This window comes from Epibacterium sp. ABV4_022 (assembly GCF_056159345.1).
In genome coordinates, this window is sequence record NZ_JBSWVA010000001.1 from 3,646,122 (window position 1) to 3,670,657 (window position 24,536).

Annotated in this window: 28 protein-coding genes and 1 tRNA gene; 13 read left to right on the forward strand and 16 right to left on the reverse strand. The window is 61.4% G+C overall.

Going from position 1 to position 24,536, the window contains the following annotated elements; all coding sequences use genetic code 11:
* Positions 1-104 precede the first annotated feature (104 nt).
* Genes ACXAF5_RS17130 through ACXAF5_RS17140 form a run of 3 tightly spaced genes read right to left on the reverse strand, consistent with a single transcriptional unit; the run spans position 105 to position 1,338 of the window.
* Positions 105-752 (reverse strand): hypothetical protein, encoded by a 648-nt coding sequence (locus tag ACXAF5_RS17130; RefSeq protein WP_474947511.1) that lies wholly within the window; start codon positions 750-752, stop codon positions 105-107.
* Complete coding sequence (locus tag ACXAF5_RS17135; RefSeq protein WP_474947512.1) at positions 752-1,018, reverse strand: hypothetical protein; 267 nt, start codon at positions 1,016-1,018, stop codon at positions 752-754. The genes ACXAF5_RS17130 and ACXAF5_RS17135 overlap by 1 nt, the downstream gene beginning before the upstream one ends.
* Positions 1,015-1,338 (reverse strand): hypothetical protein, encoded by a 324-nt coding sequence (locus tag ACXAF5_RS17140; RefSeq protein ID WP_239321455.1) that lies wholly within the window; start codon positions 1,336-1,338, stop codon positions 1,015-1,017. Before ACXAF5_RS17140 ends, ACXAF5_RS17135 begins: the two co-directional genes overlap by 4 nt.
* 317 nt (positions 1,339-1,655) lie before the next feature.
* Between ACXAF5_RS17140 and ACXAF5_RS17145 the strand changes: the two genes are divergently transcribed.
* From ACXAF5_RS17145 to ACXAF5_RS17165, 5 genes are all read left to right on the forward strand, one after another.
* Complete coding sequence (locus ACXAF5_RS17145; RefSeq protein WP_065321304.1) at positions 1,656-1,958, forward strand: transcriptional regulator; 303 nt, start codon at positions 1,656-1,658, stop codon at positions 1,956-1,958.
* 229 nt (positions 1,959-2,187) lie between these two features.
* A complete protein-coding gene (locus tag ACXAF5_RS17150) occupies positions 2,188-2,469 on the forward strand; it encodes a hypothetical protein (RefSeq protein WP_474947513.1) in 282 nt (93 codons plus the stop codon).
* Between the two features lie 50 nt (positions 2,470-2,519).
* Positions 2,520-2,993: a hypothetical protein gene (locus ACXAF5_RS17155; RefSeq protein WP_474947514.1), complete on the forward strand. Its 474-nt coding sequence runs from the start codon at positions 2,520-2,522 to the stop codon at positions 2,991-2,993.
* 308 nt (positions 2,994-3,301) lie between these two features.
* On the forward strand, positions 3,302-3,493 hold the full coding sequence (locus tag ACXAF5_RS17160; RefSeq protein ID WP_474947515.1) for a hypothetical protein: 192 nt from the start codon (positions 3,302-3,304) through the stop codon (positions 3,491-3,493).
* Positions 3,483-4,529: a tyrosine-type recombinase/integrase gene (locus ACXAF5_RS17165; protein WP_474947516.1), complete on the forward strand. Its 1,047-nt coding sequence runs from the start codon at positions 3,483-3,485 to the stop codon at positions 4,527-4,529. The genes ACXAF5_RS17160 and ACXAF5_RS17165 overlap by 11 nt, the downstream gene beginning before the upstream one ends.
* Positions 4,530-4,585: 56 nt before the next feature.
* On the opposite strand, the gene ACXAF5_RS17170 is transcribed toward ACXAF5_RS17165, so the two are convergent.
* From ACXAF5_RS17170 to parC, 4 genes are all read right to left on the reverse strand, one after another.
* Positions 4,586-4,661 (reverse strand) — tRNA-Trp (locus ACXAF5_RS17170).
* A 250-nt stretch (positions 4,662-4,911) separates the two neighbouring features.
* A complete protein-coding gene (tuf, locus tag ACXAF5_RS17175) occupies positions 4,912-6,087 on the reverse strand; it encodes an elongation factor Tu (RefSeq protein WP_239322645.1) in 1,176 nt (391 codons plus the stop codon).
* Positions 6,088-6,200: 113 nt separating this feature from the next.
* Positions 6,201-6,797 (reverse strand): hypothetical protein, encoded by a 597-nt coding sequence (locus ACXAF5_RS17180; RefSeq protein ID WP_474947517.1) that lies wholly within the window; start codon positions 6,795-6,797, stop codon positions 6,201-6,203.
* Between the two features lie 134 nt (positions 6,798-6,931).
* On the reverse strand, positions 6,932-9,280 hold the full coding sequence (gene parC, locus ACXAF5_RS17185) for a DNA topoisomerase IV subunit A (RefSeq protein WP_474947518.1): 2,349 nt from the start codon (positions 9,278-9,280) through the stop codon (positions 6,932-6,934).
* 314 nt (positions 9,281-9,594) lie between these two features.
* Between parC and ACXAF5_RS17190 the strand changes: the two genes are divergently transcribed.
* From ACXAF5_RS17190 to ACXAF5_RS17205, 4 genes are all read left to right on the forward strand, one after another.
* Positions 9,595-10,239, forward strand: a complete 645-nt coding sequence (locus tag ACXAF5_RS17190; RefSeq protein WP_474947519.1) for an SH3 domain-containing protein — start codon at positions 9,595-9,597, stop codon at positions 10,237-10,239.
* Between the two features lie 32 nt (positions 10,240-10,271).
* The gene (locus ACXAF5_RS17195; protein ID WP_474947520.1) at positions 10,272-11,102 is read left to right on the forward strand and encodes an SDR family NAD(P)-dependent oxidoreductase; all 831 of its coding nucleotides are present in this window, start codon (positions 10,272-10,274) and stop codon (positions 11,100-11,102) included.
* A 69-nt stretch (positions 11,103-11,171) separates the two neighbouring features.
* Positions 11,172-11,375 (forward strand): twin transmembrane helix small protein, encoded by a 204-nt coding sequence (locus tag ACXAF5_RS17200; protein WP_239322640.1) that lies wholly within the window; start codon positions 11,172-11,174, stop codon positions 11,373-11,375.
* 3 nt (positions 11,376-11,378) lie between these two features.
* Positions 11,379-11,951: a cob(I)yrinic acid a,c-diamide adenosyltransferase gene (locus ACXAF5_RS17205; protein WP_474947521.1), complete on the forward strand. Its 573-nt coding sequence runs from the start codon at positions 11,379-11,381 to the stop codon at positions 11,949-11,951.
* Positions 11,952-12,093: 142 nt separating this feature from the next.
* On the opposite strand, the gene ACXAF5_RS17210 is transcribed toward ACXAF5_RS17205, so the two are convergent.
* Entirely contained in the window at positions 12,094-12,840 is a 747-nt protein-coding gene (locus ACXAF5_RS17210; RefSeq protein WP_474947522.1) for a CatB-related O-acetyltransferase, read from the reverse strand.
* Between the two features lie 357 nt (positions 12,841-13,197).
* Here ACXAF5_RS17210 and ACXAF5_RS17215 point away from each other — a divergent pair, with 357 nt between their 5' ends.
* Positions 13,198-13,956, forward strand: a complete 759-nt coding sequence (locus ACXAF5_RS17215; protein ID WP_474947523.1) for an electron transfer flavoprotein subunit beta/FixA family protein — start codon at positions 13,198-13,200, stop codon at positions 13,954-13,956.
* Positions 13,956-14,885, forward strand: a complete 930-nt coding sequence (locus tag ACXAF5_RS17220) for an electron transfer flavoprotein subunit alpha/FixB family protein (protein WP_239368949.1) — start codon at positions 13,956-13,958, stop codon at positions 14,883-14,885. Before ACXAF5_RS17215 ends, ACXAF5_RS17220 begins: the two co-directional genes overlap by 1 nt.
* A gap of 103 nt (positions 14,886-14,988) precedes the next feature.
* On the opposite strand, the gene ACXAF5_RS17225 is transcribed toward ACXAF5_RS17220, so the two are convergent.
* Entirely contained in the window at positions 14,989-15,813 is an 825-nt protein-coding gene (locus ACXAF5_RS17225; protein WP_239322636.1) for a DUF6473 family protein, read from the reverse strand.
* 168 nt (positions 15,814-15,981) lie between these two features.
* On the opposite strand from ACXAF5_RS17225, the gene ACXAF5_RS17230 reads away from it, so the two are divergent.
* Entirely contained in the window at positions 15,982-16,857 is an 876-nt protein-coding gene (locus ACXAF5_RS17230; protein ID WP_239322635.1) for a 3-hydroxybutyryl-CoA dehydrogenase, read from the forward strand.
* A gap of 212 nt (positions 16,858-17,069) precedes the next feature.
* Here ACXAF5_RS17230 and ACXAF5_RS17235 read toward each other — a convergent pair whose 3' ends face one another.
* The 7 genes from ACXAF5_RS17235 to ACXAF5_RS17265 are packed head-to-tail and all read right to left on the reverse strand — an operon-like array spanning position 17,070 to position 22,526.
* The gene (locus tag ACXAF5_RS17235) at positions 17,070-17,978 is read right to left on the reverse strand and encodes a lysophospholipid acyltransferase family protein (protein ID WP_239368994.1); all 909 of its coding nucleotides are present in this window, start codon (positions 17,976-17,978) and stop codon (positions 17,070-17,072) included.
* A gap of 37 nt (positions 17,979-18,015) precedes the next feature.
* Positions 18,016-18,285 (reverse strand): HPr family phosphocarrier protein, encoded by a 270-nt coding sequence (locus ACXAF5_RS17240; RefSeq protein ID WP_239322634.1) that lies wholly within the window; start codon positions 18,283-18,285, stop codon positions 18,016-18,018.
* Complete coding sequence (locus tag ACXAF5_RS17245; protein WP_239322633.1) at positions 18,286-18,693, reverse strand: PTS sugar transporter subunit IIA; 408 nt, start codon at positions 18,691-18,693, stop codon at positions 18,286-18,288. It abuts the gene before it with no gap.
* Between the two features lie 9 nt (positions 18,694-18,702).
* Positions 18,703-19,602: an RNase adapter RapZ gene (gene rapZ, locus ACXAF5_RS17250; RefSeq protein WP_474947849.1), complete on the reverse strand. Its 900-nt coding sequence runs from the start codon at positions 19,600-19,602 to the stop codon at positions 18,703-18,705.
* Positions 19,586-20,038 carry an HPr kinase/phosphorylase gene (locus ACXAF5_RS17255; protein WP_474947850.1) on the reverse strand — a complete coding sequence of 151 codons (453 nt, stop codon included), beginning with the start codon at positions 20,036-20,038 and terminating at the stop codon, positions 19,586-19,588. Before ACXAF5_RS17255 ends, rapZ begins: the two co-directional genes overlap by 17 nt.
* A gap of 10 nt (positions 20,039-20,048) precedes the next feature.
* Positions 20,049-21,785, reverse strand: a complete 1,737-nt coding sequence (locus tag ACXAF5_RS17260; protein ID WP_474947524.1) for a sensor histidine kinase — start codon at positions 21,783-21,785, stop codon at positions 20,049-20,051.
* A gap of 39 nt (positions 21,786-21,824) precedes the next feature.
* A complete protein-coding gene (locus ACXAF5_RS17265; protein WP_239322631.1) occupies positions 21,825-22,526 on the reverse strand; it encodes a response regulator transcription factor in 702 nt (233 codons plus the stop codon).
* Between the two features lie 387 nt (positions 22,527-22,913).
* On the opposite strand from ACXAF5_RS17265, the gene ACXAF5_RS17270 reads away from it, so the two are divergent.
* A complete protein-coding gene (locus ACXAF5_RS17270; RefSeq protein WP_474947525.1) occupies positions 22,914-24,512 on the forward strand; it encodes a phosphoenolpyruvate carboxykinase in 1,599 nt (532 codons plus the stop codon).
* Positions 24,513-24,536: the final 24 nt, after the last annotated feature.

Consider the following 24,536-nt stretch of genomic DNA (forward strand, 5'->3'; position numbering starts at 1 on the left):
GTCCTTCTGTTTTGTTATGTCTCTGTCTCTATCCCTGTCGTGCAGGACAGTCTGAGACTGTCCGAGACTGTCTTGAACTGTCCGCCGGACAGTCTTGGACAGTGTCAGGACACTGTTCGGTGGGTTCTGGAGCGCGCCTGCCCGAGGTCAAACATATGCGTCGACCAGGACTGCATCGCGCGTTCGATCCAGGTGGCGTTGCGGTATTCGCAGCCCTCCTGGACAAGCCACTCATCCATCCAGCGAATGGCGGCGTCATTCTTCGCGAGCTCCGCGTGGTAGCCCGCCACGGTCGAGCGCAAGCGCTGCAAGCGCTTGGCGGCGTTGGCCGCCTCGTGCTTGGCGCGGTTGTCCTCCTTGCGTGACAGCGCCTCGGTGAGGGTGCGCAGTACCATCGGGTGCATCAGCCGAACCTCGCCGCCCTCGCAGATACAGGGCGTCCATTTGTGCAGCGGGCCGTAGTCCAGCTTGCACAACGCCCGAAAGTGCCCCGGATCCACCAACAGCAACTTGGCCAGCGTCTCCAGATCCTGCGGCACGGTGCCGACCGGCGTCTGATCGTAAGAGATATTGATCAGGTCAAAATAGAGCGCGCGGCACTCTGGCGTGCCCTTGAGCCGCATATCGGAGTTGAGCCAGCGCCGACGCTCCCAGGCCATGAAGTAATGGCTGTCCAGCCGATCCTCGACGCCCAGCGGATACTCCGGCAGATCATCGGTCGAGACTGGCTGCAAACCTGCTGCATTCAACATCAGGCGGCCTCCCCGAACAGAGCGGACAGCTCACCATCCAGCGCCTCGATCATCCGCGGGCCACTCTCCGCCGCGGGCCGCTGCACCATCTTGCGATAGGCCCCGGCCCAGCCGCGATAGCGGCAGATCTGGGTGCAGGTGCGCATCGAGGCGCCGGTAAACTCCGCCATATCTTGCAGTGTGCACTCGCCGGCACTGTCCTGGATCAGCCACCAGATCTGATAGGCAATCCGCTCGATCCGGGGTGAGGAATTCCGTACCATCATGCGGCCCTCGCCAATTGATCCTGGAAGAACGCCGCCGCGCCGGGATCGGTAAGGATCATCAGTAGGGCGGTATGGCTGGCAGGCGCCGTCACAGCGCCCCACCAATTCAGCGCGGTCTGAAACGAGACATCGCAAAACAGCGCCACCTCGCGTGGGCTGTGAAACCGCGCGTGGAAATAGGCCGACCAAAGGTCAGGCGCGCTGACCTTCAGCGCATGAGGGTCCAACTGATTTGACCAAGACGCTTGGTCAGCTGACGTGCCAGGCTGGTCGCATGGCACATCATTGTTCACGATCAGGGTTAGACGCGGGCGGCTCATGCGGCTGCGCCCTTTGCATCATTTTCACCCGCAACTGCAAGAAATGAGAAGAGACCTCGATTTGGTTCACAAACCTCAGCCTCCACTGCCATCACACAGAGTGCATCATACCAAGCCGCAGGTAGGACGCCCGCCTGCATATGGGTGTGTACTGTCGTCGGACTCTTGCCGAGACGTGCAGCGACGGCCCTGTACCCGCCAAGCTCATTCATCAGATTTCTTGTGCTCATGCACAACCGATAGTCCGAATTATTCAGACCATCAAGGTCCGACGATGAGAAAGTTCAATTTATTCGGACCTGAAGTAGATAGTCCCTATGAACATCGACACCAAAGAACGCCTAGCCCGCACGGGCGATGTATCGCCCGAAGCTATTCGAGTGCGCCTTCTGGCCGCACGCAATTCTCTTGGCCTGCAGCAGCTAGAAGTCGCGAAGCAACTTGGCTTGAAGAAGACTACATTCCACAGCCAGGAGAGTAGAGGCGCTCCAAGCATTGCCACCATGAAGTATTACTACCGGCAGCATCGGATCGACTTTAATTTCATTCTCCACGGTGACTTTGCTCAACTTCCGCAGGACGTTCAGGACAGGCTCTTCTCAGCACTGCAAGACGAATAGTCCAAAGCGGATCACAAATAAGGTTGAGATCCACCCCAATACGGCGCGCCAACGCCAACACCTGTAACAACCTTACCTCTCCGATTCCCGATTGTTCTCTTTTTGTTCTCATATAATCCGAACTCTCAAACAAACGCCAACAGGAATTTATCCGAATTTTTTGAACCATTGACTTGACCAGTTCATATTTTTCGGATTACGTCATCCCCATCAACCGATGGAGGATTGAATGCAAGACAGACTGGAAACCGTGCTGCGGGACGCGCAGCAGATCGCAGGCTCGCCCGAGGACCACCTGGACAGCCCGCATCTTTTCACAACAGCCTGGGCAACCCTGAAGGCCGCGCGCGGCCAGGGCTTTGACCCGGCGCGCCTGCGCGCTGCGCATCTGGTCGAGCGCCCGGCGCCGACGCCAGAACCGACCGAGCAGGTCCTCGACCGCGTCGGCCAGAAGGTCCGCCGCGTGATGGCGGATCGCCAGATCACCCCGCACGGCCCCCATGCGGCGTAAGGCGAGGCGCACCCGCAATGACACACCCTATCTCTCCAGATTCCGCATCCATGGCGGACGCATCCCGAGGGCCCCGCCCCTCTGAGACCATTGAACACACGCGGCGCGTTGGAGGATTGCGCGCCGCCGGCTGTCCCGAGGTTTCGCACCGCTCCCGCGGTGCGGATCAGGCGCGGGCGGATCAATCCTCCAAGTTGCCCACCGCCCGCGCATCATCCACCGAGATCAACACGCTCGCGCTCTATGCTGCGGCGGAGACGCTCAGGGCGACGCCGATGCATCAGAGGTCCGAGCAATTCGCGGACCTCGGCGGTCGCATCACTGCGCCGATGTCAGATGCATGGACCCACGATGAGGCGCTCTGGCTGGTCGATCTGATGGGCATTCAAAGCACCGACACATCCCGCCAAAGCGCGCTGAGCCGCTGGATCAAGACCGCCTCTGCGCGCTTACCGCGCCGCGCCAGGGATGGCCGCCCGGATTGCCCATACAACGGGCAATTGCCTGCGCCACAAACGCGCTGACCACCACTCACGATACACGCGCCGCACCCCCAAACGATGGATGTAGCAATGCCGCCTCTTCAGAAGCCGCTGCCCTGTACAGTGGCAGCCACTACACAGACACCGCCTCAGCCGAAGCGCAGAAACCAGCCATTTGGCCTAAAGGCCATGTGGCTTCACTTCGCGCAAGACGCGGAGCTGCGCCGACTAGCAAAGCTCCACGTGCGGATCGAACTAAAGAAAGCAAATCTGTCTGACCTCATCAGTGAGCGCCAAACAATCATGAACCGTTGCATTCGGAGAATGCGCAGATCTGAAGGGAAAAACTGATGGCCAAAAAACAGCAGTTCACCGCCGCACAAATTCAGCGCTTCATCAACGCAGCACGCACCAACGACCCCAGAGCAGTTGTGGAGATCGTGACCGATGCAGGAACTGTGCGCTTCCTGCCGGAAAATGAGCAAGCTGCGATCCCGGCCTCCCCCTTCGACGAATGGAAGACAAAACAACATGCGAGTTAAGCTAAAGGGCATCAACAAGGTTACGTCCAGATTGGCCAGCGGCGCGAAGGTCACTTACTACTACGCGTGGAAGGGCGGACCGCGCCTTCCCGGGAAACCGGGCGGTCCCGAGTTCATGGCAGCATACAACGACGCTGTTCAGCAGAAGGTGACGCACAACAAAGACAACCTTCAAGCCATACTCAATCAGTATCAAGACACACCAAAGTGGGCAGGCCTCGCGGAACGAACACGCCGTGACTACGTGGGACATATTCGGAGGATTGAGGAACGGTTTGGGGACTTTCCCATAAAGGCCCTCACCGACCGCAGAGCTCGAGCGGAGTTTTTGTCTTGGCGCGACGAGATGGCGCTCAAGTCGCGACGTCAGGCCGACTATGTCTTCGCCACTTTAGCCTCGATTCTCGCTTGGGCGTATGATCGCGGTTTGACCGATGCCAACCCGTGCGAAAGGCCGGGGAAACTCTATCGCGCGAAACGCTCCGAAAGCATATGGACGCACGCCGATGAGGCGGCCTTCCTCAAAATAGCGCCACAGAGGCTCTGCCTTGCGTATCTGATGGCCGTGTGGACCGGACAGAGGCAAGGTGACCTTCTACGGCTCACCTGGGGCGCCTACGATGGCACCCACATTCGCCTGCGACAGAGCAAGACCCAGCGCCGGGTGGTTATTCCCATCGCAACGCCCCTGCGAGCGGCACTGGATGCCGTGGAAAAGAGCGAGACCGCCGAAACCATTCTGACAACCAGTCACGGCACATCTTGGACCAGCCAAGGCTTTAGCGCCTCATGGCGCAAAGCTGTCGCTAAAGCAAAGATCGTCGGGCTCACGTTCCACGACTTGCGAGGCACGGCTGTGACACGCCTCGCCATCGCGGGCTGCTCTGAAGCTGAGATTGCGACCATCACCGGTCACAGCATGAAGGACGTCGGGGCCATCCTGGACGAACACTATCTAAGCCGGGATTCGGAGCTTGCTGAATCGGCCATCAAAAAGCTGGAAATGTTCGGAAACAGCGGCACAATTCCCAAATGAATTCCCAAACGCAGCTGCTGCGCTATCGGTCACTCGGCTCATGTCGTTGATTTTACTGGCAGGGGCAGCAGGGTTCGAACCCGCGACCTACGGTTTTGGAGACCGTCGCTCTACCAACTGAGCTATACCCCTGTAGTGCGGCAGTTCCTATGCCAGACGGGCAGGCTGTGCAAGAGGGAAGTTGGCGTTCCGTGCAGGGAATTTGCCCTCTGCGCCTGACGTTGCTCTGTGCAGCACCGGCCATCGGGCAAAACACGTGGCAGGCTTCCTGACACCATAAAAAGGGCCTCCCGTTGGGAGGCCCTCTCTATTCTCGGATCTTCGCGAGACTTACGCGAGGATCTTCGACACGGTCCGTATGGCGCGTCGATGCGATCCTGCCTTACGCGAGGATCTTCGACACGACGCCCGCGCCGACGGTGCGGCCGCCTTCGCGGATGGCGAAACGCAGACCGTCTTCCATCGCGATCGGGGCGATCAGTTCAACTTCGAACTTCAGGTTGTCGCCCGGCATCACCATCTCGGTGCCTTCCGGCAGGGTCACGGTGCCGGTCACGTCGGTGGTGCGGAAGTAGAACTGCGGACGGTAGTTCGCAAAGAACGGGGTGTGACGGCCACCCTCTTCTTTGGTCAGAATGTATGCTTCTGCCTCGAATTTGGTGTGCGGGGTCACGGAGCCCGGCTTACACAGAACCTGACCACGCTCAACGCCGTCACGGTCAACACCGCGCAGCAGCGCGCCGATGTTGTCGCCGGCTTCACCGCGGTCCAGCAGCTTGCGGAACATTTCCACACCGGTGCAGGTGGTTTTCTTGGTGTCGTGGATGCCGACGATTTCGATTTCGTCGCCAACATTGATCACGCCACGCTCCACACGGCCGGTCACAACGGTACCGCGGCCGGAGATCGAGAACACGTCTTCGATCGGCATCAGGAACGGCTGGTCGACAGCGCGCTCGGGGGTCGGGATGTAGTCATCCACGGCCGCCATCAGTTCCTTGATCTTCTCTTCGCCGATTTCCGGGTTGTTGCCTTCCATCGCCGCCAGCGCGGAGCCCGCGATGATCGGGATATCGTCGCCCGGGAAGTCGTAGGAGGACAGCAGTTCGCGGATTTCCATCTCGACGAGCTCCAGCAGCTCTTCGTCGTCGACCTGGTCAACCTTGTTCATGAACACGACCAGCGCGGGAACGCCAACCTGACGCGCCAGCAGGATGTGCTCGCGGGTCTGGGGCATCGGGCCGTCGGCTGCGTTCACAACCAGGATGGCGCCGTCCATCTGCGCCGCACCGGTGATCATGTTTTTCACATAGTCAGCGTGGCCGGGGCAGTCGACGTGCGCGTAGTGGCGGGTCTCGGTTTCATATTCCACGTGGGCGGTGGAGATGGTGATACCGCGAGCTTTTTCCTCCGGTGCGCCGTCGATCTGGTCGTAGGCGCGGAAGTCGCCGAAGTATTTGGTGATTGCTGCGGTCAGCGTGGTTTTACCGTGGTCAACGTGGCCAACGGTGCCGATGTTGACGTGCGGTTTATTACGCTCAAACTTTTCCTTTGCCATTCCTTAGGCGCCCTTTTGAAAATTGGGGGGTCCGACCGGACCCGGTTTCCTCTGCGCGCGCGGCTTATTTGGTTTACGCGCAAAAATCAAGCGGTTCGTTCTTGACAAACGCGCTACTCGCTGGCCGGGGTCGCATCCGCCTGCGGCGGCACCTCTGCGGCCTCCGGGGCATCGGGCGCGAACCAGCCGTTTTCCTGGTGCTGCTCCGCCATCCAGACCTCGATCTCCCTGACCGCGTTGCGCGCCAGCCCCAGCATCTGCTCTTCGCGGGTACGGGCATGCCCCGAGCCCACGAGGAAGCTCTCGCCCGAGGTGGTCTCGAACACGGTGAAAGTCTTCGGCTCGGCGTTCAGCTTCTGGTTCGCGGCGTCATCCCAGACGGTGACCTTCACGGCGAGCACCGATTTCGGGCTCAGCACCAATGGCACGCCGCCGGGCGCGACAAAATAGCCCTCCACGCTCAGGCCGAAGTGATAAAGCTGGTCGCCCTCGTATTGCGAAAAGCGCGCTGCCATTTCGTTGGTCAGCAGATCGACCCATTCATCCGGCTCCACCTTGCGGGACCCGGGCACCATCTGCACCTTGGGGGCGACAACGATGTTATGGCCAAGCTTGAAACTGCCGAGATCACGCAACGCGTCATCGGGGCTGGGCGGGGTACAGGCGGCCAGCAGGGCGGTGACGGCCAGAAGCGCAAAGGTGCGGATCATCAACATTCTCTATCTCGCGGTCGGATCAGGGTCGCCAAGTGATAGACCGGGACTTCCCTGCCGGTAAACCCGCACAACGGCGAACCCCCGCGCGGTTGCGCGGGGGCCACATGTTTTCCGGCAAGTTGTTGCCGCTATTTGAACTTGTAGGACTTCGGGAACCCATAGGGCGGCCGCTTGCCAACCCCCGCCCGCTTGCCGAGCCATTGGCTGAGGTCGGTCTCGTGGCGGGTCTTGCCGCCCCCCATTTCCCACTGAAGCCCTTCGTCCCAGTTGAACGTGGTGACATCGGCCAGCCCGCCGTCCAGTTCCAGAGCCCCCTGACGCCCGCGTGCCATATTGTATTTCTGCAGCCGCACGCCCTTGCCGCGGGTCAGTTCCGGCATTTCCTCGATCGAGAACACCAGGAATTTGCCATTCTCCGAGACCACCGCGACGTGATCGCCCGAGACAGGAATACAGATCTTGGCGCGCTCGTCATCCTTGACGTTCAGAACCTGTTTGCCGCCTCGGGTCTGCGCCACGATTTCCCTTTCGGCACAGACAAACCCGTTGCCCGCATCCGAGGCCACCAGCAGGCGGCCTTCGGGATTGTGGATGAACAGATCGACGATCTCCACCTCGTTGGGCAGATCCACCATCAGGCGCAGAGGTTCCCCCATGCCGCGCCCACCTGGCAGGTTGGCCGCCGACAGGGTGTAGAACCGCCCGTTGGAGCCGAACACCAGGAGCCGGTCGGTGGTTTCCGCGTGAAAGATGAAACGCGGGCCGTCGCCGTCCTTGAACTTCAGCTCGCGACCCAGGTCGATATGGCCCGTCATCGCGCGAATCCAGCCCATCTGCGAGCACACCACGGTGATCGGCTCGCGGTCGATCATCGCCTCAAGCGGCACGTCCTCGACCTCGCCCGCCTCGGCAAACTGGGTGCGCCGCGCGCCGCCCGAATAGTCCTTGCCGAACTGTTTCTTGGTCTCGCGCAGCTGTTCGGTGATCTTCTTCCACTGCAGATCTTCGCTGTCCAGAAGCTCCGCAAGGCTCTTGCGTTCTTCACGCAGAGCATCGCGCTCGCGGGTGAGTTCGATCTCTTCAAGCTTGCGCAAGGAGCGCAGGCGCATGTTGAGGATCGCCTCGGCCTGCACCTCGGAGAGTTCGCCGTCGCCGGCAGCTGGCGTGATATATTCCGCCTCGGTAAAGGCGCGGGGATGTTCGCGATCCCAGTTTTCACGCATCAGCGCCGCTTTGGGATCCTCGTCATAACGGATGATGTCGATCACCCGGTCGAGGTTCAAGAAGGCGATGATGAAACCGTCGAGCACCTCAAGCCGATGGTCGATCTTCGCCATCCGGTGGCGCGAGCGACGCTGGAGCACATCGCGGCGGTGATCGAGGAAGGCGCGCAGCACCTCCTTCATCGAGCAGACCTTGGGCGTCACCCCGTCGATCAGCACGTTCATGTTGAGCGAGAACCGCACCTCCAGATCGGAGTTGCGATACATCAGCCCCATCAGGACCTCCGGGTCGACGTTCTTGGATTTCGGCTCCAGAATGATGCGGATGTCTTCGGCGCTCTCGTCGCGTACATCCGCGAGGATCGGCACCTTCTTGGTCTGGATGACCTCGGCAATCTTCTCGATCAGCTTGGACTTCTGCACCTGATAGGGGATCTCGGTGATGACAATCTGCCATTGCCCCCGCCCCAGATCCTCGATCTCGTGGGTGGCGCGCAGACGGAAAGAGCCGCGCCCGGTGCGATAGGCCTGGGCGATGTTTTCCTTGGGCTCCACAATGGTGCCCCCGGTCGGGAAATCCGGCCCCGGCACATATTGCAGCAGCGTGTCGTCGCCCGCGTTCGGCGCCTTGATCAGATGGATACAGGCGTCGATCAGCTCGGCGATGTTATGCGGCGGGATATTGGTCGCCATCCCCACGGCAATGCCGCTGGCGCCGTTCGCAAGGATATTCGGGAAGGTCGCCGGCAGGACCGAGGGTTCCTGGAGGCGGCCGTCGTAGTTGTCGCGAAAATCGACCGAGTCTTCGTTCAACCCCTCCAGCATCGCCTCGGCGATGAAGGTCATGCGCGCCTCGGTGTAGCGCGAGGCCGCCGGGTTGTCGCCGTCGATATTGCCAAAGTTGCCCTGGCCGTCGACCAGCGGGTAGCGCACCGCAAAATCCTGCGCCAATCGCGCCATCGCGTCGTAGATCGCCGCATCGCCATGGGGGTGGAAATCGCCCATCGTGTCGCCGGAGATCTTGGCGGACTTCAGAAAGCCGCCACTGGAGCTGAGCCGCAGGCGGTTCATCGCATAGAGGATGCGCCGATGCACCGGCTTCAGCCCGTCGCGCGCATCGGGCAGTGCCCGGTGCATGATCGTGCTCAGCGCATAGGTCAGGTAACGCTCGCCGATCGCGCGGCGCAACGGTTCCAGAATCTCGCCTTCTTGAGGCATTTCGGGGGGAGTCGGATCATCTACCAGGTCGGTCATGTTCTTGTGATACTGCTCCCCTCGTCGAGCGGCAAGCGGCCTTGGCAGGTTATCAACAGATGAAAACCGTGACCGGCGCGCTCGACACGCGTTGCGTCGCCTTTGGCCTCTGCACGCGGCCTAAGGGGAGGAAAGCGCCGCGGCTCCCCTCATTTTATGCTAAGATTGTGATGTATTGATCGCGTCACGGGCGATTCTCCCAACTGCCATTGGGACCCCGGCCGCCGTCCCCGACGCTGTCCAAGCGCGAGGGGAAGCCGTCGACACCGGGACCGCACGAGGTCTGAAGCGATCATTTGTAGGGGGTACGCGCCATGTCGCGGTTTTTGATTGTGTCCTTTGCCGGGTTGGCATTGGCGTTCTACGAATTGAGCGGTGGTGCCGATTTTGAGCCACCCGCACCGCCCGACAGCCTCATCCAGCGGCAGGAAGCCCTCGCCGATTCAAAACGAAACCGGAATCGCATTGTCAGCAGCCCGGCTGAAATCCGCCTCGGTGCGCCGGTGCTGACACCTTATCAGGGACCGCCACCTGCGGCGATCAAGACTGCATCCGGCAATCGCGACAACCCCGCGCCCGGCGCCCCGCGCGGCACGGGGCTGAACACCACCCATCACAGCACGCCCGAACCGCAGCGGGTCTCGCTCAGCCTGCCGGCCACCGGCTTGCAGATCGGCGCGCTCGAAGGCGGATTGGCGTCGATCACCGCAGCCGCCCCGCAGCCCGTCGCCACAGCTGCCGCACCGGAACCGGTCGGAGACATACGCCGCGTGCGGGCATCGCGGGCCAATGTACGGCTTGGACCCGGAACCCGCTTTCCGGTGCTGGTGCAGCTGCTGGCGGGCGATCAGGTGCGGGTGCTGAACGACGATCCCTCGGGCTGGGCATTGCTTGAAACCCCCAAAACCGGTCAGGTGGGCTGGATTGCCGCTTCCCTGCTGAGCGCGAAAGGGTCATAACTCGGCCCCGGACCCTACTTCCGGAGCCCGAAATGACCAAGACACTGCTGATCACAGGCTGTTCGACCGGCATTGGCTATGCCGCCGCCCACGATATGCGGGCACGCGGCTGGCGCGTCTTTGCCTCCTGCCGGCAGGCCAGCGACTGTGACCGGTTGCGCGGCGAAGGCTTTGACAGTCCCCGCATCGACTACACCGACCCCGACAGCATCCGCAGCGGCCTCGCAGAGGCACTGGACGCAACCGGCGGCACCCTGGACGCGCTGTTCAACAATGGCGCTCACGGCCTGCCCGGTGCGGTCGAAGATCTGCCCACAGACGGTCTGCGCGAGATCTTCGAAACCAACTTCTTTGGCTGGCATGAGCTGACCCGGCAGGTGATTCCGGTGATGCGGGCGCAGGGGCATGGCCGGATCGTCCAGAATTCTTCCGTGCTGGGGCTGGTCAGCTACCCCTGGCGAGGCGCCTATGCGGCCACCAAATTCGCCCTCGAAGGGCTGACGGACACCTTGCGGCTGGAGCTGGCCGACGCCGGCATTCACGTCGTGCTGATCGAACCCGGCCCGGTGACATCGCACATCCGACAGAACTCGATCCCGCATTTCGAGAAACACATCGACTGGAAGGCCTCTCCCATCCGCGCCCGTTACGAGGCGACGCTGCTGAAGCGGCTGTATCATTCCAGCGGTCCCGATACCTTTGAACTGCCACCTGCGGCGGTATCGCAAAAACTGGCCCATGCGCTGGAGGCCCGCCGTCCGCGTCCGCGCTACTACGTGACCACTCCCACCTACATCGCCGGCACCCTGCGACGGTTTCTCTCGACACGGGCGATTGACCGCATTCTCCTGCGCTTTAGATAGTCGCATCACCTGTCGAGCGGCCCGGCCCCGACGCCGCGCGCCACCGGACAACAAAGGATCAGATCAACAATGGGCACACCACTTTACATCCTGGGCATACTGGCAATGGCGGCCGTGGTCATTGTCCTGGCGATCGGGATTGGCGGCTTTGGAATCGGAGGCGACTTCAACCGCAAGAATGCCAACAAGATGATGCGTCTGCGCATCTTCTTTCAATTCCTGGCAGTGGTTCTGCTGCTGGGCTTCGTCGCTCTCAGCGCAGGAGGAAACTGACCCATGGTGGTCCTGAACAAGATCTACACCCGCACCGGGGACAAGGGCGATACCGCGCTCGGCAACGGTGATCGCGTCGCCAAACACTCTGCCCGCGTCACCGCCTATGGCACCTCGGACGAGTTGAACGCCCAGCTGGGCGTGGCCCGCCTGGTTGCCGAGGGCGAGATGGACGCGGCGCTGGCGCGGATCCAGAATGACCTCTTTGACCTTGGCGCCGACCTGTGCCGCCCGGACATGCATCTGGACGCCGAGGCCGAGTACCCCCCTCTGCGCATGGCGCAAGCCCAGGTGGACCGGCTGGAGGCCGAAATCGACGTGATGAACAAGGCGTTGGCCCCTCTGCGCAGCTTTGTCCTGCCGGGCGGCAGTGCCCTTTCGGCGCATCTCCATGTCTGCCGCACCGTGGCGCGCCGCGCGGAACGATTGGCAACCGAACTCGCCACCGAGGAGGACGTCAATCCCTCGGTCCTGATCTACCTCAACCGCCTGTCGGACTGGTTTTTCGTGGCCTCTCGCGTCGCCAATGACAACGGTGCACAGGACGTGCTCTGGGTCCCCGGCGCTAACCGGTAGTGCTTTTTAGCCAGTGGAGCAGATTCCAAACTCAGCAAAGAGAACGCAGTGCACTTGCGAGTGCCCACAGTCAACGAACGCCTAAACGCAACCTGCACCTTGAGGATACCGCTCTGGGGATCCGCAAGGTTTGGTTGACTGACTACATTCCGATCGCAAGTGTTGGGCAATCGGCAAAATGCATCTCGGAGGTGTCCAAGGCCTCGACTGCATCAAGAAATGACAGAACATTGCCCGATTGGAATGCGTTAAGCGTTTCCAGTGGCAGGTCCCACCACTGTGATTGCAGCAGTCGCTCCCGCACATTTTCTGGGAAACGAAACCGAATGTGACGTGCGGGACTTCCTGCAACTATCGAGTATGGGGAGACATCTTTTGTTACCACGGCATTCGCGCCAATCACGGCTCCTGTCCCCACGGTCACTCCCGGCATGACAATTGCCCCATCTCCTATCCAGACATCCGCCTGTAGGATGGTTGGCGCATCTCCCCTAGAGGCAACCGAGAACTCAAGAGCCTCTATCTCATCTGCGCTATAGAACGCTTCGGCAGGCCCCTGTGCCAGAGCAGGGTTTGTAGACACTCCCGTCATGCAATGCGCACCTGCTGCGATCGACACGCGGCGGCCGATACTGCAGTACCGTCCGATAAAGACCCTGTCCCGCACAATGCCCGAATCATTCATATAGCTGTGCGCACCGATGAACACGCTGTGCTGCGAAATAGGGGCCTGGCTTTCCATTCGAGCGCTTTGCTCAAAAAGGAAGAAACGCAGAGGCGCGAACTCTCGCCCCAATCCAGCAGCGCTTATGCGCTTAGTATCCAGCCTGATCGAGGGTTCGAGTGTGCCCGCAATAAACTGTGCTTCCTTGCTGGCCAAAGACTGCATTCGTAAATTTCTCTTCGATTTGTTTGCGAATGCAGTGAACTACACAACTGTTAACAAAACCCGTTCAAAAGCCCTGAAGCACACGCGAGGTTCAGCCGCGATCTGCGTTTCGACCAAATCGTGATGAGACTCGGCACTGCCCCACTTTCGGCGAGAGGAACTTTCCTAAGCCCCTCGGCAGGTTTCCGGAAAGAAAATTCCGCAACGAAATTAAACGTTCTTTTGGCGAACGCGACGTCCGCGGGCCAAAACGTGACGATTTTACCCTGTTGCCACGCCCGTCTAGCCGGTATCAACACCCCGAGAGCACTCATGGGGCCGCGCAAGCGAACCCCGATTGTTAAGGAGAAACGCCCAATGAAGGTACTCGTACCTGTCAAACGCGTGATCGACTACAACGTGAAAGTCCGCGTCAAAGCGGACGGCAGCGGTGTCGACCTCGCCAACGTCAAGATGTCGATGAACCCCTTCGACGAAATCGCCGTGGAAGAGGCGATCCGCCTCAAGGAAGCGGGCAAGGCCGATGAGGTCGTCGCCGTCTCCATTGGCGTCAAGCAGGCGCAGGAAACCCTGCGCACCGCGCTGGCCATGGGTGCTGACCGTGCGATCCTCGTGGTGGCCGCAGATGACGTTCACCAGGACATCGAGCCGCTCGCCGTCGCCAAGATCCTCGCCAAAGTTGTCGAGGAAGAGCAGCCGGGCCTCGTGCTCGCCGGCAAGCAGGCGATCGACAACGACATGAACGCCACCGGCCAGATGCTCTCCGCACTGCTGGGCTGGTCGCAGGCGACGTTTGCCTCCGCCGTGGACATCGAGGGCGACGACGCCAAGGTGACCCGCGAAGTGGATGGCGGTCTGCAGACCATCTCCGTCAAGATGCCGACGATCGTCACCGTGGACCTGCGCCTCAATGAGCCGCGCTATGCCTCGCTTCCGAACATCATGAAGGCAAAGAAAAAGCCGCTCGACGAGAAAACCGCCGCCGATTACGGCGTCGACGTCACCCCGCGCCTGACCGTGGTGGAGACCAAGGAACCCGAAGCCCGCTCCGCTGGCATCATGGTGAGCTCCGTCGACGAGCTGGTTGAGAAACTCAAAGAAGCGGGAGCTGTGTAATGGCTGTTCTTCTCCTTGCCGAAGTCACCGGTGGCGAACTGTCCCTTGACGCAACCGCCAAGGCCGTTTCCGCCGCAAAATCCCTGGGCGATGTCACCGTCCTGGCGGCAGGCGCCGCAGCGGCTGCTGCCGGTGAAGCCGCGGCCAAGATCGACGGCGTCGCCAAGGTTCTGGTTGCTGAAGACGAAAGCCTCGGCCACCGCCTGGCGGAACCGACCGCCGCGCTGATCGCCGGTCTGGCCTCCGACTACAGCCACATCGTTGCGCCTGCGACCACCGACGCCAAGAACATCCTGCCCCGCGTGGCAGCCCTGCTTGACGTGATGGTGATCTCCGACGTGACCGCCGTGGTGGACGCCGACACCTTCGAACGCCCGATCTATGCGGGCAACGCGATCCAGGTTGTGAAATCCTCCGACGCGAAAAAAGTCATCTCCTTCCGGACCTCGACATTCGACGCAGCCGGCGAAGGTGGGTCCGCCTCCGTGGACACCATCTCCGCGGCAGAAAACCCCGGTCTGTCGTCCTGGGTCGAGGACAAGGTCGCAGAGAGCGATCGCCCCGAACTCACCTCTGCAGGCGTGGTTGTCTCCGGTGGTCGCGGTGTCGGCTCCGAGGAAGACTTCAAGATCATCGAAGCTCTGGCCGACAAGCTGGGCGCGGCGGTTGGTGCCTCCCGTGCGGCAGTCGATTCGGGGTTTGCACCGAACGACTGGCAGGTGGGTCAGACCGGCAAGGTCGTCGCCCCCGAGCTCTATATCGCGGTCGGCATCTCCGGCGCGATCCAGCACCTCGCGGGCATGAAGGACTCCAAGATCATCGTCGCGATCAACAAGGACGAAGAGGCCCCGATCTTCCAGGTCGCCGATTACGGTCTGGTTGCGGATCTCTTCGAGGCGGTTCCGGCGCTGACCGAAAAGCTCGGCTGAGCCAGCCCCTTTCAGAAATGACAGGAGCCCACGCATTGCGTGGGCTCTTTTCTTTTGCGCTGCCCCCTAATCCCGCCCGCCCCTCCGGTGGGCGGCCCGCGCATCAGGCCGCGGCCAGGACCCGCAGCAACCGCGAGGCCACCGCATCGGCAATCCGGTCATGCTCCTTTGGCCCCAGCATCAGCCGTGCCGCAGGCAGATCCATCGCGCCAAAGATCATCCCGGGGATATCCTGCGCCTGTTCGGCCGTGGCCACATCCAGCTCGATCACATCCGCAACACTGGGCCGCAGGACATCAAGCATCGAGGGCTCCACCAGCGTCGGCGACGGGCCCAGCGTCTCTGCCGCGCCCATGTCGTAGCGCAACCACAACAGCACAACGTCACCGTTCAGCATGCCGATCAGCCTTCCCATGCGGGTCAGCCAGGTTTCCTGCAGATCAGCACAGACCCGCGCAAAGCGATCCTCAGAAATGGCCCGCAACGAGGTCAGCATGTGCTTGTTGAAATGGTAGTCAGTGAAATCCACTTCGGGAAACAGATGCACAAGCGCATCATAGGGCCGCAGGAAGCGGTCGTTGCGGCGCGGGTGCACCTTGTAGAAACTGTTGCTGAGGTTCTGCGCCCCCATCACCTGCAGGATCGTCAATTGCCCTCCCGCGGCAATTTCCATCAGGCTGTCGTCATGCAGAAAGGCATCCACCCCTGCGTTCACACACCCGAGGTTGACGCAGGCCAGCCCCACCTGCCCTTCGACACCTTGCGGAAAGGGACGTTCGATAAACCGTCCAAAAACCTCGGTCCCGCCGAGAAAACTGATATAAGGATCGCGCAGATCGCGCTCTGGGCCCCGGACCCGAAGCCGTGACTCGCCGTAGCTGCACAGCTCGCTCACAAGCGCATCCGCGCTTTTGAGTTCATAGCTCATTTCTTCCACCACTTTTTCACCCAAGAGCCATATTGCAGCCCGAATCTTTCCAAACCGCTAATCGGCGAATTTGCTGAAAACGGCGTCGATCAGCCTTGTTTCTGCGGGCGCGAAACCATTAGTATCCGGCCGCAGGCACTGGGCAGGCACAAGGAAAGGCCATCCATCATGGACGTTAAAACAGTCGGGGTTATCGGTGCGGGTCAAATGGGCAACGGCATTGCCCATGTCATGGCACTCTCCGGATTTCATGTTGTTCTCAACGACATAAGCCAGCAAGCGCTGGACAGCGCCCTGTCCCTGATCCAGAAAAACCTTGCCCGTCAGGCCAGCCGGGGCAAGATCTCGGATGCCGATGTCACCGCGGCGATGGAGCGGATCTCCACCACACTGACCCTGGCGGATCTGGGGCAGACCGACCTGGTGATCGAGGCGGCAACGGAGCGCGAGGCCGTCAAGCAGGCGATTTTCGAAGATCTCCTGCCGCATCTGCAACCGCATACGATTCTCACGTCGAACACGTCGTCGATCTCGATCACCCGTCTTGCCAGCCGCACCGACCGTCCGGAGCGCTTCATGGGGTTCCACTTCATGAATCCGGTGCCGGTGATGCAACTGGTGGAACTCATCCGCGGCATCGCCACCGACGAGGAAACCTTCCAGACCTGCCAGGCCGTGGTCGAAAAGCTCGGCAAGACGGCTGCCAGCGCCGAGGACTTCCCCGCCTTCATCGTCAACCGCATCCTGATGCCGATGATCAACGAGGCGGTCTATACGCTCTACGAGGGCGTGGGCTCCGTGCGCTCGATCGACGAATCGATGAAGCTGGGCGCCAACCACCCGATGGGCCCGCTGGAACTGGCCGATTTCATCGGCCTGGACACCTGCCTGGCGATCATGAACGTATTGCACGACGGGCTCGCCGATACCAAATACCGCCCCTGCCCACTGCTCACCAAATATGTCGAGGCCGGTTGGCTTGGCCGCAAGACGCAGCGCGGCTTCTACGACTACCGCGGCGAAACACCCGTCCCGACGCGCTGAAACCCGGCTCTTGCTGCTGCTTCGGAGCCCTCGTCGCCTGAGCTCCAACGGGCAAGGCCGCGCCCGGGCCGCCAGACAAATCGCGGAGGCTCCGCGCCCCTAAGGCGTGGAAACCGCTATTTTTCTTGCGGAATGGGGGCGGTTTTGCCAGGACGGGATCAGGGGACGAGGGCTTCGGGCTGCTGCTTTGGTGACTCAGAAGCCCTTCAACCTCAGTCTTTCTGGCCCAGGCTGAGCGTATGCTCCCGCAGCCAGGCCATGAAACCGCGCGGATCGCTGTGCAGACGCTCCATCTGCGCCTCCGTCAGCGCCTCACCTACCACAGGGGCCTGGGGTTTGTTGCAGGACCGCACGATCTCATGCAGCAGCAATCCCTGCCGCAGTATCGGCGAGACCTGGCAGGCGATCTGATAGGCGCGCGAGTTTCGCCCGGGGAAGAACATCGGCACCACCTTGGCGCCGGACCGGCGGATCAGCTGTGCGGTGAACACATTCCACTCCCGCTCCACTGCCGGGCCCCACCAGCTGTCAGAGGACATCACCACGCCGGACGGGAACAGCGCCACGACGCCGCCCTCCTTCAGATGAGCCATCGCCTTGGCACGCATTTCCACCATCTTGCGCTGCGCATCCGGATCATGCGGGAAGGGCACCGGGATCATGAAAGACGTTGCGGCCTCGTCCAGCCCGGTCAGGACCGACCGTGTCAGGATACGATAGTCCAGACGCCGCCGACCAATAAGATCGGCAAAGATCATGCCGTCCACCATGCCATGCGGATGGTTGGCCACGACCACCACCGGCCCCTCCTCGGGGATACGCTGGATCTGCTCCTCGGGCGTTTGCAGCTTGATGCCCATGACATCCAGCGCCCCGCGCCAGAACTTGTTACCGCGGTAGTCGGCATTGCGCTTTTCGAATTTCGACACCATGCGCAGGATGGTGAATTTGCCCGTGAACCACTCCAGCGTGCGGATCGCCAGCGAGGTCCAGCGATCATCGAAGGAATTGGCATAGGTCAGGGTGCGCCGATCATAGATCTCGCCCGTGGATGTGCCCTTGGGGGCCTGCGTGTCCTGCGGCGCGAGGCCGGAGTTGTTGTTATGCGCGGTGTCAGCCACTTTCACCCGTCCCGTCTTTTTGGACCGTTCCGACAGACTAGTAGCCTTCGCCGAACTTGTCAGCCACCAAGGCTTCGACGGCAGAGGCCAACGCATCCGCGTCCGGTCCCGAGGTTTCGACGTCAATAGTCGTTCCCTTGGACGCTGCCAACATCAAAAGCCCCATGATACTGTCGCCGGAGGCGGACATGCCGTCCTTGACCACTTCGGCAGATGCGTCAAAGCCCTCGACAACCTCCACCAGCTTGGCCGAGGCGCGGGCGTGCAGGCCCTTTTCATTTATGATTTTGAGTGTTTTTCGAGCCATTTATTCTGCCGCTCCCCCTTCGGGGTTCACATTTTGGGAATTGATATACTTGCGCCCCGCTTCCATCGCGTGACGCACCGCATCCGCCACCGGCAGATGGCGGGACTTTGCCAGTTTGATCAGCATGGGGAGATTGGCGCCGTAGAGAATCCGGCGATTGGCGGGTGCGCAGGCGCGCAGGCTGAGATTCGAGGGGCTGCCCCCAAACAGATCCGTCACCACGACCACGCCGTCGCCGATGTCGACCGAATTCGCCGCCGAACAGATCTCGTCTTGCTTGGCATCGCGGTCGTCTTCAGGGCCGATGGCAATCGCCATCAGCGCAGGCTGGCGCCCAACGACATGTTCAACGGCGGCCAGGTATTCCTTGGCCAAACCTCCGTGTGCGACGATCACGATCCCGATCAAGCGGCTCTCTCACTTCAATTGCTGGCCAGGCAGCTCGCGGTGCCTAATTGACACCTGCTGCCCCTCGCGCGCAAGGGCCTTTGCCAGTGTTTCCGCCAATGTGACGGAACGGTGTTGCCCACCTGTGCAGCCAAAGGCAATGGAAAAATGCGACTTCCCCTCCTCGCGGTAGGCAGGGAGCAAACTCAGCGTCAGATCGAGAACCCGGTCAAAGAAGCCCTGGAACCGTGCATCCGCGCGCACGTGATCCTGTACCACCTGGTCCCGCCCGTCATAGTCGCGCAGTGCAGGGTCCCAATACGGGTTGGCGAGAAACCGGCAATCGAACACCATATCGACGCTGCGGGGGATCCCCCGTTTGTAGGAAAAACTGTGCAACGCCACGGCAAGCATGCGCCCCTTCGGCGCAAAGAGCTGCTCGACCTCCGCGCGCAGCTGGTGCACGTTCAGCTCCGACGTGTCGACCAGCATGTCCGCGCGATCCCGGATCGGGCGCATCAGGTCCAGCTCTCGCGCGACGCCCAGCTCCGGGCTTTCCGCGGGCGACAACGGATGCCGGCGTCGCGTTTCGGAGAAACGCCGCAGCAACACCTCGGGCTTTGCATCCAGGTAGAACACCGTGGTCTCGAAACTGCGGCGCGCCTTCAACCTGTCGATCAGATCCACCAGCGCCTCGGTCGAGAAATCACGGTTGCGTGGATCAAGCCCCAGCACCAACGGCCGATCTGCACCGCCGGCATCCACCAGCCCCGGCACCAGCCGCAGCGGCAAATTGTCGATCGCCTCGAAATCCAGATCCTCCAGCACGTTGATCGCCGTGGTCCGCCCGGCCCCCGAGGGGCCGGTCACCAGCACCAGAGGTGGGCGCGGCGAGGCGCCAGAAGGGGCCGTGTCAGGGCCGGTCTCGATCTCCGTCGGGGTCAATGGCTCCGCCTTTCAGATATTGGATCAGCGCCGCTGGAAAATGGCGCGCATCCACGCGCTTCAACAGGGGCAGCGTCACCCCCAGGATCTGCTTGGTTACGTGGCGTGGGAGCCGCTGCGTTTCAAGTTCATCCATGTCGACAATGAGATGGAGTTGTACCTCCGCCACGGCTGCCGCCTTCAAGAGACCAACACCGCGCGCCTCGATCAGGCCTGAAATCGCCTCCGGTGCGCGGGCGAACAGCTGCGTTTGGGATCGGCTCACCTCGGTGCGATCATCCGCCACAAGCGCCGCGCCCCGCGACATCAATTCCAGCGCCAGCGTCGATTTGCCACTTCCGGACGTGCCACAAATCAGAACGCCGCGCCCATGGAGCGCGACGCAACTGGCGTGCAGTGTTGTTGTATCAGTGGCGCGCAGGGCCACCGGGTCAGACCGGCAGGCCGACCACGAAACGCGCGCCGAGGGGTTCCGAGGTCAGGTCCGCTTCGGTCGGGCGGATGTTCTCGGCCCAGATGACGCCGCCATGAGCCTCGACGATCTGCTTGGAGATCGCCAGGCCAAGGCCCGAGTTGTTGCCGAAATGCTCGTCCGGACGCTGCGAGTAGAAGCGTTTAAAGATCTTGGACAGCGCCTGTTCGGGAATGCCGGGCCCGGTGTCCTCGACTACCACCAGCACGCGATTGTCGCGGCGGCGGGCCCAGACCCGGATCGCGTCGCCCTCTTCGCAGAAAGAGATCGCGTTGGTGATCAAATTCACAAAGACCTGCGCCAGCCGCGCCTCCAGCCCTCGAATGAGAATCGGCTCATTCGGCAGCTCGGTGATATAGTCGATGCCCTTGCCGCGCGCATCCTCGCCCAGATACTGGTTCAGATTGCCGAGCATGGTCAGCAGGTCGAAATCTTCCTCGTCCTCCTTCACCAGTTCGGCATCCAGCCGCGACGCGTTGGAGATGTCACTCACCAACCGGTCGAGACGACGCACATCATGTTCAATCACTTCCATCAGCTTCTCCCGCTGGTCCTCCCGATGAACCATGCGCAGCGTGCCAACAGCAGACTGCAAACTGGCCAGAGGGTTCTTGATCTCATGTGCCACATCAGCTGCAAATTGTTCGTTACTATCGATACGATTATAGAGCGCTTTTACCATTCCGCGCAGCGCGCGGCTCAATCGGCCGATTTCATCGGGGCGGGCGGAGAGGTCCGGAATGCGGATGCGTCCCGGTTTGACCTTGTCGCTGTCACGGTCCTTGCCCAGCTCTGCCGCCTCTGCCAGATCGGCCAGCGGGTTGGCGATCGTGGAGGCCAGCACCAGGCTCAGCCCGACGGAGACCAGCAGCGCCACCACGAACATCTGCAACACCCTTTCCCGCTCGCTGCGGACCAGCCGGTCGATTTCGCCGGTGGCCGAGGTCATGACCAGAACACCCGCGGTGTCGCCCAAATGCAGAATCGGAGTCGCCGCCGCATAGACGGTGCCCCCGGCCGTATCCGGCACCGCGCTGACCTGCGTGCCTTCCGCCAGGGCGCGCTGGGTCAGATCCGCCAATTGCGCTTCGGGTATTTCGATCACATCCGGAGGGGTCGCCGCGCGGTTGCCACCGCCCAGCGCCGTCCAGATCGCGGTCAGCGAATCGGTGATCAGCGTGCGCCCTTCGTCGTTTTCATTCAGCCGGTTCAGCGCATCGGCGCGCATCACCCCCTGCTGTCGCCCCACCAGCGTCAGGTCGGCGTCATAGACAAAGACCTCGACCCCGCCGCGCAAGGACAGGCTTTGCAGCGCCCCGGAGACATCAATGCCCTCGCCTGCCGCCAGGCTGACGGCACTTTCGGCGGGCAGTTCCGCTTCCAGCACATCCGACGCCAGCATCGCCTCCGACACCAGCGTGCCGAGACGTTGGTACACCAGGCTCTGACGGGAGGAATTCAGGTACAGGATGCCGGAGACAAGAATGATCAGGGCAATCAGGTTGAAGGTGATGATCTTGCGGGTCAGCGGCGAACTGCGCAGGGAAAACAGCCCTCTGCGGGCCCGGCGCGCCTGCATCTCCCGTCCGACCGTCTGCTCCGGGGCGACCCAGTCATCGCCCAGCACCACATCACCATCGCGGCGTCGGTCCCGGCCCGAAAGCCGGTCATTGTCAGTCACGCTCGAGTCGCGCATGCGCGCCTATCTCCGCCAAAGCTCCCGACCACCGGGACCCTATTCTTCGTTATAGCGGTAGCCGATCCCATAGAGGGTCTCGATCGCCGCGAAATCCGCATCGGCGCTGCGCATCTTCTTGCGCAGACGCTTGATATGGCTGTCGATGGTACGGTCGTCCACATAGACCTGATCATCATAGGCCACATCCATCAGCTGATCGCGGCTTTTGACAAATCCGGGACGTTGCGCCAGCGCTTGCAACAGCAGGAACTCGGTCACGGTCAGGGACACATCCTGGCCTTTCCAGCTCACCGCATGGCGCAGCGGGTCCATCCGCAGGTGGCCGCGCTCCATCACCTTGGTTTCCGGCGCGGTGCCGACCTCATCGGTGGCGACGGCCTCCTGGCGGCGCAGCAGCGCCCGGATGCGTTCCACCAGCAGCCGTTGCGAAAAGGGTTTCTTGACGTAGTCATCCGCCCCCATGCGCAGGCCCAGAACCTCGTCGATCTCGTCATCCTTCGAGGTCAGGAAGATCACCGGCATCTGGCTTTTCTGGCGCAGACGCTGCAACAGGTCCATGCCATCCATGCGGGGCATCTTGATGTCCAGAACCGCCATATCCGGAAGTTTCTTGTTGAACGCGTCGAGTGCCGCCTGCCCGTCATTATAGGTTTCGACTTCGAACCCCTCGGCCTCCAGTGTCATCGACACCGAGGTCAGGATGTTCCTGTCGTCATCGACCAAAGCAATCTTTGACATCGGATTTGCCCTTATCTGCTCATTATTCGTTTGTTTTGCGTCCTTTGTCGCGTGGAAGACGCCCCGAATCAATCCCTGATTAACGAATCAGGCAAAATCTTGGCGCCCATTGACGCAAAAATGTCTTAGCAATCGTTAAAGACGCGGTCGTGAAACATCGGTGACACGCGTGTGAAACAGTATCGTTCACTATGCGAAACTTCTGGTGGCGCTAAAGGTTTGCGTGGTTGCGCTAACGTCGCCAAAGCGTCCTGTTCTTCCTGCAAAACCTCATGTTAAGACCCGGGCAAGAGGTGCTATTATTGCGCCTCGGCGCCGTTCGGCGCAGCGAAAGTTCCATGCGGCCGCAATCCTACGCAACAGGCCGACACCCAGGAGAGACACAAGATGACATCTGGACGGGTCAACCCGCACTTCCGCCTCGAGGATCAAGGGATCGAGGGTCTGGGCAATGTCTATTACAACCTCATGGAGCCTGCGTTGGTCGAAGCGGCCCTGGGCCGCGGCGAAGGCACTCTCGGCAAGGGCGGCGCCTTTCTGGTGACCACCGGCAAGTTCACCGGCCGCTCGCCCAAGGACAAACATGTCGTCAAGACCGACAGCGTTGCAGACACCATCTGGTGGGAGAACAACGCCGAAATGAGCCCTGCGGGGTTCGACGCGCTCTATGAAGACATGCTGGAGCACATGAAGGGCCGCGACTACTTCGTGCAGGATCTGGTCGGTGGCGCCGATCCGGTGCATGCGATCAACGTGCGCATGGTGACCGAACTGGCCTGGCACAACCTGTTCATCCGTCACCTGCTGCGGCGTCCCGACCGCGAGGATCTGGATGATTTCACCTCTGATTTCACCATCATCAACTGCCCCAGCTTTCAGGCGGACCCGAAAAAGCACGACTGCAAATCGGAAACCGTCATCGCGCTGAACTTCGACCGCAAGCTGATCCTGATCGGCGGCACCGAATATGCAGGCGAGAACAAGAAGTCCGTTTTCACCCTGCTGAACTACCTGCTGCCGGAAAAGGGCATCATGCCGATGCACTGCTCCGCCAACCACGCCAAGGGCAACCCGGTCGACACGGCCGTGTTCTTCGGCCTCTCCGGCACCGGCAAGACCACCCTGTCGGCAGACCCCGACCGCGTGCTGATCGGCGATGACGAGCATGGCTGGGCCTCCAACGGCACCTTCAATTTCGAGGGCGGCTGCTACGCCAAGACCATCAACCTCAACCCCGAGGCAGAGCCCGAGATCTACGCCACCACCGAGAAATTCGGCACCGTGATCGAGAACATGACGTTTGATCCGGAGACCTTCGATCTCAACTTCGAGGATGACAGCCTGACCGCCAACATGCGCTGTGCCTACCCGCTGCATTACATCTCCAATGCATCCGAGTCGGCGCGTGGCGGCCATCCGAAGAATATCATCATGCTGACCTGTGATGCCTTTGGCGTGCTGCCTCCGATCGCGCGGCTGACTCCTGCGCAGGCGATGTATCACTTCCTGTCCGGCTTCACCTCCAAGGTGGCCGGGACCGAGCGTGGTGTGACCGAGCCGGAGCCGACCTTCTCCACCTGCTTTGGTGCGCCCTTCATGCCGCGCCGCCCAGAGGTTTATGGCAACCTGCTGCGCGAGAAGATCGCCGCCCATGGTGCGACCTGCTGGCTGGTGAACACCGGCTGGACCGGCGGCGCTTATGGCACCGGCTCCCGCATGCCGATCAAAGCCACCCGCGCCCTGCTGACCGCAGCGCTGGACGGCTCCCTCGCCAATGCGGAGTTCCGCAAGGATCCGAATTTCGGCTTTGATGTGCCGGTGGCTGCGCCGGGCGTGGCCGAAGTGCTGCTGGACCCGCGCCGCACCTGGGATGACAAGGATGCCTATGACACCCAGGCCGAAAAACTGGTGCAGATGTTCTCTGACAACTTTGAGCAGTACCTGCCCTACATCGACGACGACGTGAAGGCTGCCGCGATCTGCTGATCCTGCCGCTGTCGTGAAATCAGA